The sequence below is a fragment of the Cyanobium sp. LEGE 06143 genome, from assembly GCF_015207535.1.
In the GTDB taxonomy this organism is placed as follows: Bacteria; Cyanobacteriota; Cyanobacteriia; order PCC-6307; family Cyanobiaceae; genus NIES-981.
The window spans coordinates 1-10,117 of sequence record NZ_JADEWP010000083.1; the positions used below are offsets into that span (position 1 = coordinate 1).

At 59.9% G+C, this 10,117-nt stretch carries 17 protein-coding genes; 14 read left to right on the forward strand and 3 right to left on the reverse strand.

Annotated features, from left to right (window positions below):
- The first annotated feature begins 233 nt into the window (after nucleotides 1-233).
- The 9 genes from IQ216_RS07360 (at nucleotide 234) to IQ216_RS07400 (ending at nucleotide 4,582) form a co-directional block, all read left to right on the forward strand.
- The gene (locus IQ216_RS07360) at nucleotides 234-473 is read left to right on the forward strand and encodes a DUF4160 domain-containing protein (protein WP_193814965.1); all 240 of its coding nucleotides are present in this window, start codon (nucleotides 234-236) and stop codon (nucleotides 471-473) included.
- On the forward strand, nucleotides 445-741 hold the full coding sequence (locus IQ216_RS07365; protein ID WP_193814966.1) for a DUF2442 domain-containing protein: 297 nt from the start codon (nucleotides 445-447) through the stop codon (nucleotides 739-741). The genes IQ216_RS07360 and IQ216_RS07365 overlap by 29 nt, the downstream gene beginning before the upstream one ends.
- Before the next feature lie 126 nt (nucleotides 742-867).
- Nucleotides 868-1,110, forward strand: a complete 243-nt coding sequence (locus IQ216_RS07370; protein WP_193814967.1) for an AbrB/MazE/SpoVT family DNA-binding domain-containing protein — start codon at nucleotides 868-870, stop codon at nucleotides 1,108-1,110.
- Nucleotides 1,098-1,439 carry a type II toxin-antitoxin system PemK/MazF family toxin gene (locus tag IQ216_RS07375; RefSeq protein WP_193814968.1) on the forward strand — a complete coding sequence of 114 codons (342 nt, stop codon included), beginning with the start codon at nucleotides 1,098-1,100 and terminating at the stop codon, nucleotides 1,437-1,439. The genes IQ216_RS07370 and IQ216_RS07375 overlap by 13 nt, the downstream gene beginning before the upstream one ends.
- A gap of 155 nt (nucleotides 1,440-1,594) precedes the next feature.
- On the forward strand, nucleotides 1,595-1,990 hold the full coding sequence (locus IQ216_RS07380; RefSeq protein WP_193814969.1) for a hypothetical protein: 396 nt from the start codon (nucleotides 1,595-1,597) through the stop codon (nucleotides 1,988-1,990).
- 22 nt (nucleotides 1,991-2,012) lie between these two features.
- A complete protein-coding gene (locus IQ216_RS07385) occupies nucleotides 2,013-2,465 on the forward strand; it encodes a hydrogenase maturation protease (RefSeq protein WP_193814970.1) in 453 nt (150 codons plus the stop codon).
- Nucleotides 2,466-2,557: 92 nt separating this feature from the next.
- Complete coding sequence (locus tag IQ216_RS07390; protein WP_193814971.1) at nucleotides 2,558-2,833, forward strand: DUF2282 domain-containing protein; 276 nt, start codon at nucleotides 2,558-2,560, stop codon at nucleotides 2,831-2,833.
- A gap of 82 nt (nucleotides 2,834-2,915) precedes the next feature.
- Entirely contained in the window at nucleotides 2,916-3,740 is an 825-nt protein-coding gene (locus IQ216_RS07395) for a DUF692 domain-containing protein (RefSeq protein ID WP_193814972.1), read from the forward strand.
- On the forward strand, nucleotides 3,737-4,582 hold the full coding sequence (locus tag IQ216_RS07400; RefSeq protein ID WP_193814973.1) for a DNA-binding domain-containing protein: 846 nt from the start codon (nucleotides 3,737-3,739) through the stop codon (nucleotides 4,580-4,582). The genes IQ216_RS07395 and IQ216_RS07400 overlap by 4 nt, the downstream gene beginning before the upstream one ends.
- A gap of 18 nt (nucleotides 4,583-4,600) precedes the next feature.
- Here IQ216_RS07400 and IQ216_RS07405 read toward each other — a convergent pair whose 3' ends face one another.
- The 3 genes from IQ216_RS07405 to IQ216_RS07415 are packed head-to-tail and all read right to left on the reverse strand — an operon-like array spanning nucleotide 4,601 to nucleotide 6,626.
- Nucleotides 4,601-5,200 (reverse strand): NAD(P)H-dependent oxidoreductase, encoded by a 600-nt coding sequence (locus IQ216_RS07405; protein ID WP_193814974.1) that lies wholly within the window; start codon nucleotides 5,198-5,200, stop codon nucleotides 4,601-4,603.
- Between the two features lie 49 nt (nucleotides 5,201-5,249).
- A complete protein-coding gene (locus tag IQ216_RS07410; RefSeq protein ID WP_228007260.1) occupies nucleotides 5,250-5,873 on the reverse strand; it encodes a peroxiredoxin-like family protein in 624 nt (207 codons plus the stop codon).
- Between the two features lie 51 nt (nucleotides 5,874-5,924).
- Complete coding sequence (locus IQ216_RS07415) at nucleotides 5,925-6,626, reverse strand: glutathione S-transferase family protein (RefSeq protein ID WP_193814976.1); 702 nt, start codon at nucleotides 6,624-6,626, stop codon at nucleotides 5,925-5,927.
- Nucleotides 6,627-6,721: 95 nt separating this feature from the next.
- Between IQ216_RS07415 and IQ216_RS07420 the strand changes: the two genes are divergently transcribed.
- From IQ216_RS07420 to IQ216_RS14715, 5 genes are all read left to right on the forward strand, one after another.
- Entirely contained in the window at nucleotides 6,722-7,069 is a 348-nt protein-coding gene (locus tag IQ216_RS07420; RefSeq protein ID WP_370566657.1) for a winged helix-turn-helix transcriptional regulator, read from the forward strand.
- 48 nt (nucleotides 7,070-7,117) lie between these two features.
- Nucleotides 7,118-8,821 (forward strand): YdiU family protein, encoded by a 1,704-nt coding sequence (locus IQ216_RS07425; RefSeq protein WP_193814981.1) that lies wholly within the window; start codon nucleotides 7,118-7,120, stop codon nucleotides 8,819-8,821.
- A 45-nt stretch (nucleotides 8,822-8,866) separates the two neighbouring features.
- Nucleotides 8,867-9,223, forward strand: coding sequence for a hydrogenase maturation nickel metallochaperone HypA (gene hypA / locus IQ216_RS07430; RefSeq protein WP_193814977.1), 357 nt, complete (start codon nucleotides 8,867-8,869; stop codon nucleotides 9,221-9,223).
- 24 nt (nucleotides 9,224-9,247) lie between these two features.
- Nucleotides 9,248-9,973, forward strand: coding sequence for a hydrogenase nickel incorporation protein HypB (gene hypB, locus IQ216_RS07435; RefSeq protein ID WP_193814978.1), 726 nt, complete (start codon nucleotides 9,248-9,250; stop codon nucleotides 9,971-9,973).
- A 12-nt stretch (nucleotides 9,974-9,985) separates the two neighbouring features.
- Nucleotides 9,986-10,117, forward strand: a 132-nt coding sequence (locus tag IQ216_RS14715; RefSeq protein ID WP_193814979.1) for an acylphosphatase, incomplete at its 3' end; no start/stop codon positions are given.

Here is a 10,117-nt window from a genome sequence, read left to right on the forward strand (position 1 = left end):
CATGTGAACGGTCTTATGCGGACCCGCATAAGACGCGAGGAGCTAGAGCTGGCCAGCCAGGAGCCGCTGCGGTACAAGGGCATTTGTAGTGTTGTCCGGAGATTGAGGGGCTCTGATGTGGTTGCAGACAGATGAGGATGGTGTTTATACGGGTCCGTCCAAAAGGCGTTGGAAAGATGCGAACAACTATTTCAGCCGTGGCTATGCTGAGTGAGTGGATCAGGAACTGAGTTTTGTCCCCAACCGTTTTCAGGGAAGGCGAATTTCGTTTCTTCTTCTTTTCACGCGAGGAGAGTCGCCCTCATGTCCATGTCAGTCATCCTGATGGTGAGGCGAAGTTCTGGCTCAGTCCGACCGTTGAACTGGCTCGGAATATCGGGCTAAGCTCTTCAAGAGTTAAAGAAGCAGAACGCCTGACTAAGACTCGTCAACAGGAGATCATCAATGCCTGGAACAACCACTTTAAAGGCTGAGGTCACAAATGTTTCTGGACACTGCGTCTGGATCCTCGTCGATGACGAAGAGCTGGCCCTTCCCTATTCAGAATTTCCTTGGTTTGAATCGGCGACAATCCATCAGATCCTCAATGTCTTAAGGCCGACTGCTGATCATTTGTATTGGCCTGATATTGATGTCGACTTATCAGTCGATTCCATACGCCACCCTGAAAGGTTTCCGCTGATGGCAAAGAGCACTTCCCAGCCCGGCCATGCACCTGACCCGCCCCCATCAATTCCCTGAAGCCCAACGAGATCCGGAGGCAGAAGCTCTCTGCGTCCAGGTGATGGCCAGCGTTAGCCAGAGCTGAGGCAACGGCTGATGACAGCAGCGGTGACTACAATGTGAGCACGCCTGCCTGAGGTCGCCATGGTTCGGGCGAAGCTTGTCAAAATTGGGAACTCGCGGGGCATCCGTCTGGCGAAGCCGTTGCTTGAGGTTGCGGGGCTTTCTGATGAGGTCGAAATCGAGGCTGCCCCTGGCGTGCTGACTATCAGACCCTCTGCGCATCCAAGAGCAGGCTGGGCAGAAGCGGTAGCAGCAGTAGACCCAGATGGCCTTCTCGATGAAATGAGCAGCACCCGCTTTGACGACGAAGAATGGTCGTGGTAACAGAAGAGGCTGTCTCAAGAGGGGACATCTATCTAGTTTCCCTTAATCCCACGCGAGGATCAGAAATCAGGAAAACGAGGCCGTGCGTTGTCGTCTCCCCGGATGAGTTGAATGCTCATCTGCGCACGTTTATCGTTGCGCCACTCACAACAGGTGGGCACCCCTATCCTTTTCGCTTACCTTGCCGATTTGATGATAAAGATGGTCACGTGGTTGCCGATCAGCTCAGGGCTGTCGATAGAGACCGGTTGATTAAGTACTTAGGCGTTTTGGACGAAGACACGTTGGTTGAGGTGCTCAGTGTTTTGCAGGCTATGTTTGCTGTGTAGCGGTCTGGCTCACACAGCCATTCACCTGAGCCTGAGCCGCCCCCAATCACCATTGACGCCTCTGGCGTTCATAACACACACTCTCCGCGGGCAGGTGATGGCAAGCGTTCGCCACCCCAAGCCGCTCGCAACCCATCAACTCGCCCTGAGTTGCCATGCCCAAGACCATCCAAGCCGGCTTCGCCTACTTCGCCATGGTGCTGGGCGCTGGATTTGCTCTTGGCCTGGTCAGGGTTCCAGTCGTGGTGCCACGCCTCGGCGAGCGCTGGGCGGAACTGTTGGAGATGCCCATCATGGCGATCGCCATCTACCTGGCGGCAGGCGTGATCCTTCGCCAATTCCCTGAGATTGGCTCTCCTCGTCGGTCGATCATTGCCGGTGTGCTGGCCTTGGCCTTGATGGTTGCCGTGGAGTTGGCCCTGGCCGCCCTCATCCGAGGCATGGCCCCCGCGCAGTTCATCGGCAGCCGAGACCCGGTGTCGGGATCGGTCTATCTCGTTCTGCTTCTGGTGTTTGCCGTGATGCCACGGCTTCGGCTCTCAGCTCGATGACACCAACTCCCCGTGGTCGGTGTTGAAGCGTGCTGCACTGCGGCCTGATTGCCTGGTGATCGGCATCGGCAACCCCCTGCGCGGCGACGACGGCGTCGGTGCCCTGCTGGCCGAGCAGGTGGGTGGGCTCAGCGTCCAGCAGCTCACGCCGGAGCTGGCCGCCGATCTGGCGCCGCTGCAGCGGGTGCTGTTCATCGATGCCTGGCTGGCTCCACAGCAGCCCGGCCCCCTGCCCCAGCCCCGGCTCGACCCGCTGCCTGCCGTATCGCCCGGCGTTGGCAGCGGCACCAGCCATCACCTCGATCCCGCCCAGTTGCTGGCGATCACCACAGCTCTCTATGGCCGTGCCCCCAGCGCTTTCTGGCTGCGCATCCCCGCCCACAGCTTCAGCCATGGTAGGGAGTTCTCCCCCGGGCTCCAGGCCTCCCTGCCGGCGGCACGCCGCCTGCTGCGCTGCTGGCTGGTGGAAGCCTGAAATCCAATCGGCTTTCCGAGCGGTAACTCTGCGACCGGTGGCTGCATCGTTCAGCCGGCCGCGCTCGATCCTTCGTTATCCACCCCCATACGATGAACACTCCTCAGGCACCCCATGTCGCGGTCAGCACCGCCATCTCAGGCCTTCTGGCCCTTGGGCTGGTGGCCGCCACGGGCGGCGAAGCCCTGGCCGGCAAGGCGGGCATGGAAAAGTGCGCCGGCATCGCCAAGGCCGGCATGAACGACTGCGGCACCAGCAAGCACTCCTGCGCCGGCGAGGCCAAGGTGTCCGGCGACCCGGAAGAGTGGGTCTACGTTCCCACAGGCACCTGCAAGAAGATCGTGGGGGGAACGCTGAAGAAGTCCTGAGCCTGCGTTGATCCAGGGGGCTCTGGGGTGGTGTGTCCTCAACCCTCCAGAGCCCCCGCCCTTCTGTTGCTCTGCGCCTGCCGTGGCTGTTTCCGACATTCAGGGGGTGGGCGTGGGTCTGCGCTCGCCCCACTACGCAGACATCCTCAGCCGCTGGCCGGCGATTCCCTGGTTCGAAGCGCTCTCGGACAACTACCTCGGTGGGGGCCTGCCCCTGCATCACCTCAGCCTCATCCGCGAGCGCTATCCGATCACCCTGCATGGGGTGGGCCTCTCGCTCGGTTCGGTGGATCCGCTCAATCAGGCCTATCTCCAGCGCCTGAAAGCATTGGTGGATCGGGTGCAGCCCAGCTTCGTTTCGGATCATCTGGCCTGGGTGTCCCAGGGGGGCCGCTATTTCCATGACCTCGCCCCACTCCCTTACACCGAGGAGGCCCTGGTGCATGTGGCCGAACGCATCCAGCGCGTGCAGGACTTCCTGGGACGGCAGATTCTGATCGAGAACCTCTCCCCCTATGTGAGCTTTGCCGCAGCCGACTACCTCGAATGGGAGTTTCTCAGTGAGCTGGCCCGCCGGGCCGACTGTTTCCTGCTGTTGGATGTGAATAATGTGTTTGTGAATGGCTTCAATCACGGCTTCGATCCGCTCCTCTATCTCGATGCCCTGCCCGCCGAGCGGGTGAAGGAAATCCATCTCGCCGGCTATGAAGAGGAGGGCAGCTTCCTCTTCGACACCCATGGACGCGCTGTGCAGGATGGGGTCTGGGCGTTGTACCGGCAGGCTCTGCAGCGCTTTGCCCAGGTGCCGGCCCTGATCGAGTGGGACACCGACATCCCTCATCTCGATGTGCTGATGGCGGAGGCTGCCAAGGCGGAGGCGCTGCGCTCGGATCAGGCGCTGCCATGAAGCTGGCAGCGCTCCAGCAGCTTTTCGCCGCAGCGGCCCTGGGCACGGCCAGCGAGCCCGAGCAGGCCCGCCTGGCAGCTCAGCTGCAGGGCAGCCGGGTGTTGCCAGCCCGGCAGGGGATCGAGGCCTACCGCACCAGCGTGAACGGCAAACTGCGGCGCAGCCTTGAGCAGATTTATCCCGTGTGTCAGCGGCTGGTGGGCGAGGCGTTCTTCCAGGCCATGGCGTCTGCCTTCCTGGAGCAGGGCGTCTCCCGCTCGCCAGACCTGGGCGACTACGGCGCCGGGTTGCCCGCGTTCCTGGCGAAGTTCCAGCCGGCCCGCGCCCTTCCCTACCTGGCGGATGTGGCGCAGCTGGAATGGCTCTGGCACCGGGCCTTCAATGCCCCGGATCAACCCAGCCTCAATCTGCAGGCCCTGGTTGGTGTGCCTCCCGAGCACTGGGATCGGCTCGTGTTCCGTTTGCCGGCCGGGGCTGCCCTGATCACCTCCGACTACCCCATCCATCGCATCTGGGAGGTCAACACCAACCCCGCGGCGCAGCATCAAGTGGTTGATCTCGATCAGGGAGGCATTCAGATCTTCGTGTGGCGCGACGGCCACACCACCCGCCTTGATCTTCCCGGCGAGCCGGAGTGGCGGCTGCTTCAGGCCTTCGCGCGGAGGTTGCCCTTCGGCGAAGTCTGCCGCCAGGGCGTGGAGATCTCCGGCGCCTCGATCGGCTCCATCCTGCCTCTCTGGGTGCAGCGCGGCTGGCTGCGTGATTTTGCGCTGCAGGATGCCGCTATTGGATCAGAATGGGGCGATTCGGAAACCACTTCGCCCAAGACAACCGAAGGCTAGGCAGAGGGCAAGCGAAGGCTAGGAAGCGGGTATCGCAAAATGCTGATTGAGATGAGCTTCCAAGCGGAGAAAATCATCGTCGATACTGGGGTTCTTCATCACGTCGAAGCAAGCAAATGTTGGTAGCGGCTGCATACCGAAGAATCGAAAGTTCAAATGCATTGGCCAGAACAAGTCGTCCAGACTCTTGCCCTCAAAAAACGACTGACTGGCATCATTGAAGGCAGACCTGGGAGCATTCAATGTCAGTGAGAGCATGTACTTGGTGTCGGTCAAGCTGCCACCAGTGCCATATTGCGAGCTGGGGTCCTGGCGGCTTCTACCATCACCGTTACAGAGTTGACCACCCATTCCAGCAGAGTAGACCAGATCCATGTAGCGCTTAAAGCTCCATGGCACTTCCATCCAATTCACGGGACTCTGTAGAATCAGCACATCAGCCCATTGATGGTTGCTCAGCTCTCTCTCGACGTCATAGTCGTCCTTCATTGTCGTGATTCTGACGTCATAACCCTTCTGGACCAGATTGGCTTTTGCTATTTCCACCAACGTGGCATTGAGCTTACCCTCTGAGAAGGGATAGGCTTCGTGAGCATTGATGATGAAGGCATTCTTCATGGTTGAATGGGGCTACGTGGTGATCGGCTAAGAGTGAGCTGCATTGGCCTCAAGCCTGAAGCGCCTTCACGATCTCACTGGGTTCAGCTCGCTTGGTGTAGTCGACATCCGCAAATGCATACTGGATGACGCCATCTTGCCGCACGACATAGGTTGCGGGGATCGGCAATTCAAAATGGTCATTGCCGTTGTAGGCCGTTAAATCGATGCCAAAGCCTTCGTAAATAGGCAGCAAAGCTGCTGGCAGTTGAAACACCAAACCAAAGTCCCTAGCCACCTGATTGTCAGCATCACTGAGAACGGGATACTCCAAGTCGTTCTTTTCCTGGGTGGTCAGAGAGTTGTCGGGAGTTTCCGGAGAAATGGCAACCAGTGTCGCGCCTGTGTCTCGGATGCTTCTAAGTACCTGTTGCAGTGCCCGGAGCTCAAGGTTGCAGTAGGGACACCATCCGCCGCGATAAAAGGCAAGGACCACCGGTCCATTGGCGAGTAAGTCGCGCATGCTCACGGTTTCCCCCGTTGCATTCGGGAGAGCAAAGTCTGGGATGGAATCACCCACCTTGAGACTCTTCTCCAGAAGTCCTGATTGTTCCAAGGAGGACGTTGCCTGTTGCATCAGTGTTTGTGTGCTCTCAGGGACATGACTGAGGAAGCTTTCACGTTGGGTTTGCAACTCAATTGCTAAAGTCATGCTGAAGCCTCGAGTGAAATGTTGATGGCCTGCTTAGTCATTGAAGCGGGAGGCGTTTTCAGCCTGGGAGGCAGCTTCATCACCTTGCCCGAAGAAGGCGGGAAATGGCTTGGGAATGGTGATGGCCTTTTGCGTGGCAGGCCGGGCGTCCATCCGATCAAACCAGGCTTGGAGGTGTTCTAATCCTTGGATTGAAACCTTGGCCCAGGGAAATGACATTGCCCACGGATACGTGGCCATGTCCACAATTGTGAATTCATCGCCAAGCAAGTAGGCCTTGCCTGCCAGCTGACGATCCAAGACCTCCAGGAGACGCCGCGACTCACTCACATAGCGATCAATGGCGTCATCATTGCGGATGCCTTTTGGAACCGCAATCCGCTGAAAATACATGGCCTGTCCCATCATGGGGCCAACTCCAGCCATCTGGAACATCAACCATTGCAGTGCTTCTGAATGGGCCTTCTGCCCACACGGCAGAAACTTCTGGTATTTCTCAGCCAGGTACCAAAGAATTGCGCCCGACTCAAACACGACAAAGTCACTGTTGCCATGGTCCACAATGGTGGGAATCCGGCCATTGGGATTGAGTTTCAAATACCATTCAGACTTCTGCTCTTTCTTGCTGAAGTCAATCGGGGTGATGTCATACTCAATTTCTGCTTCTTCCAGAAAGATCACAGGCTTCCAGCCATTCATCGTGGAGGCGGTGTAGAGATGAATCTCGGAACCCATGACAGTTCTGACTGACGGCTGCACCGTAGACAGGGCAGTAACCAGAGTCAACTAGTATACTTTTAGTAACCACTCGATCCATTGGCGCATCCTCAGTGATCAGCACCGATGGCCACGGCCGCAAGCAGGCTTTGCAGCCTTGTCTGGAGCCCTGCCCCATCGAGCGAGGCATGCGTGTTCTCGGTGGTAAATGGAAAGGATCCATTCTTTGGCATCTGAAGGATGGCCCTGTGCGGTTCAATGATCTGGCGCGTCAGCTGGGAGGTGCCAGCAAAAAGATGGTGACGCAGCGCCTGCGTGAGATGGAAGAAGCAGGCCTGATCACCCGCGAGGTGGTGAGTGATCGACCGATTGCAGTGCTGTACAGCATCACTGATTTCGGCAAGACGGCTTTGAGTTTCCTCGATGCCCTGAAGGACTGGGCTGAAAAGCACCAGCTCTAGCCGATTGTCGATAGGATGGCTTACATCGAAAAAGCTCAGCCAATCACAATGTTGTCTCCATCCAAGCCATTGAATGACTCTTGCGTGACGACCTTCGAGGAGTTTGCACACGCGGCAGACTATTCATTGATGAACTCCTTGAATGCCGACCCTGATGCCACCGTTGATGGCGATGATCACCGTGTTAGGCAGGTCTTTTCGGGCCACTACGTCCCTGTTACGCCTACTCCCCTTGCTGACCCTGTCTATGTCGCCCACAGCAGCGCCCTGTTTGAAGACCTTGGCTTGAGTGACGCGCTCGCCCAGAACAATGACTTTCGTCAGGTCTTTTCCGGTGACCTGTCGAGCGTTCGGAAGCCGATGCATCAGCTCGGCTGGGCCACCGGGTATGCCCTGTCGATCTATGGCACCGAATACATCCAGCAATGTCCGTTTGGCACGGGGAATGGTTATGGCGATGGTCGGGCGATCTCTGTCTTTGAAGGTGTGTTCAAGGGCCAGCGTTGGGAGATGCAATTAAAGGGTGGCGGCCCCACGCCCTATTGCCGGGGTGGCGACGGGCGTGCCGTGCTGCGCTCCAGTGTGCGTGAGTTTTTGGCCCAGGAGCACATGCACGCTTTGGGCGTTCCCACATCGCGCTCTTTAACGCTGTATGTGTCGACATCCGAGACCGTCATGCGGCCTTGGTATTCGCCGCATTCCCGCTCAAGTAATCCTGATATTGCGGTGAGCAATCCTGTGGCTATTTCTACTCGCGTTGCACCATCTTTTTTGCGGGTTGGTCAACTGGAGCTGTTTGCTCGCCGTGCTCGCAGCAAGGCACACCCTGGTGCACTGGACGAGTTGCGCATGCTCGTGTCCCATCTCATCGAGCGGGAGTATCGACAGGACATTGACCAAAATCTTGCCTTTGCCGATCAACTGGTTGAGCTCGCCAGGTGTTTTCGCGGCCGCCTCACCGCCCTGATCGCCAACTGGCTGAGGGTGGGGTACTGCCAGGGCAACTTCAACAGTGACAACTGCGCCGCTGGTGGCTTCACGCTTGACTACGGCCCCTTCGGATTCTGCGAGCTGTTTGATCCTGCCTTCCAGCCCTGGATCGGCGGCGGTGATCACTTCGCCTTCTTCAATCAACCGACCGCCGCTGAAGCGAACTTCCATATGTTCTGGACAGCTGTGCGACCACTGCTCACAGACCATCCTGAAGCCCTGGACCGTTTCGATCACGTGCGTCGTGACTTTGCCGCGGCGATGGACACGGAAGTTCAGGCCATGTGGGCTGCCAAGCTGGGCTTGAGCACATCCAATCCAGCCCTGGTCACAGCATTGCTGCAGTTGATGGCCGAAACAAAGGTGGATTACACCATCTTCTTCCGCGAGTTGTCCCATCTGCCAGACCAGGCCTCAGCCCTGAACAGCAGCTTCTACGCCAACCCATCACAGCAGCTCGATCAGCAATGGCAGGCTTGGCTGCAACGCTGGCGCGACCACGTCGGCAACGACCGTGATCCAGTTGAGGTGTCAGCACAGATGAAGCAGGTGAACCCCAAATACACCTGGCGAGAGTGGCTGATTGTGCCTGCGTACGAACAGGCCATGCAGGGTGACTACGCCTTGGTGAGAGAGTTGCAGGATATCCTTTCCCACCCGTACGAAGAGCAATCACAGGAGGTGGAAGCTCGCTACTACCGCTTGAAGCCTGAGCAGTTTTTCAATGCAGGGGGCGTTTCCCACTACAGCTGTTCGTCGTGATGCTGCATGAGGGCGATGGTTGATCAACGCCCCGCCTGAACGCCCATGCATGAGCTCAGCATCATGGAAGCGGTGCGCGATCAGGCCCTGGAGCAGGCCGAGCGCCATGGCGGCGGTCTGATCACCGCCATCACCCTGCGCATCGGCAGCCTGGCCGGGGTGGAGATCGACGCCCTGGCGCTGGCCTTCGAGGTGGTGATGGCCGGCACCTCTGCCGCCGCGGCGCGGCTGGTGATCGAGCCGGTGGCGGCGGAATGTTTCTGCGCCGGTTGCCAGGCGCCGTTTCCTGCCCAGGATGGGGTGTGTGAGTGCCCCCGCTGCGGCGCCATCAGCCGCCAGCTCTTGCGGGGCCGTGAGCTGCAACTGGCCTCCCTGGAGCTGGCCGATCCGGAGCCCTGCTGACACCCCCACCGGGAGCCTGCTGAGATGTGCACCACCTGCCAGTGCGGCCAGAGCGAACCGGCCGTGATCACCGCCCCCTCCCCCAGCGCCCGCCGGCTGGAGCTTGGGGCGGCCCTGCTGTCGCGCAACGACGCCGTCGCTGCCAGCTTGCGCCGGCGCTTCGCGGCCGCAGGCCTGCCCGTGCTCAACCTGCTCTCCTCGCCCGGCTCCGGCAAAACCGCCCTGCTGGAGCGGCTGGGGCGCGACTGGAGCGGCAGCGGCCGCCTGGGCGCGATCGTGGGCGACCTCGCCACCGACAACGACGCCCGCCGCCTGCGCGCTGCCGGCATCGAGGCGGTGCAGATCACCACCGGCCAGGCCTGCCATCTGGAGGCCGCCATGCTGGAGCCGGCCCTGGAGCGCTTTGATCTGGCCGCCCTGGAGCTGCTGGTGATCGAGAACGTGGGCAACCTGGTGTGTCCGGCCGCCTACGACCTCGGCGAGAGCCTGCGGCTGGTGCTGCTGTCGGTCACCGAAGGGGAGGACAAACCGCTCAAATACCCGGCCATGTTCCACAGTGCCGATCTGGTGGTGATCAACAAGATCGACCTGGCCGCCGCTGTTGACTTCGACCGCGACCACGCCCGCCGCCACATCGCCAAGGTGGCGCCGGCGGCCTCCATCGTGGAGGTGTCGGCCCGCACCGGGGAGGGGATGGATGCCCTGCGCGACGCCATCACCGCCGGGCTGGCCGCACCGGCCCTGGCCTGAGGCCGCAGCTCCGTGACCGATCCGGCCCGGTTGCTGCTGCACTGCCGCGGCACCGTGCAGGGGGTGGGCTTCCGGCCGTTTGTGCACCGCCTGGCCAGCGCCCTGGAGCTCAGCGGTGAGGTGGAGAACGTGGACGGGGCGGTG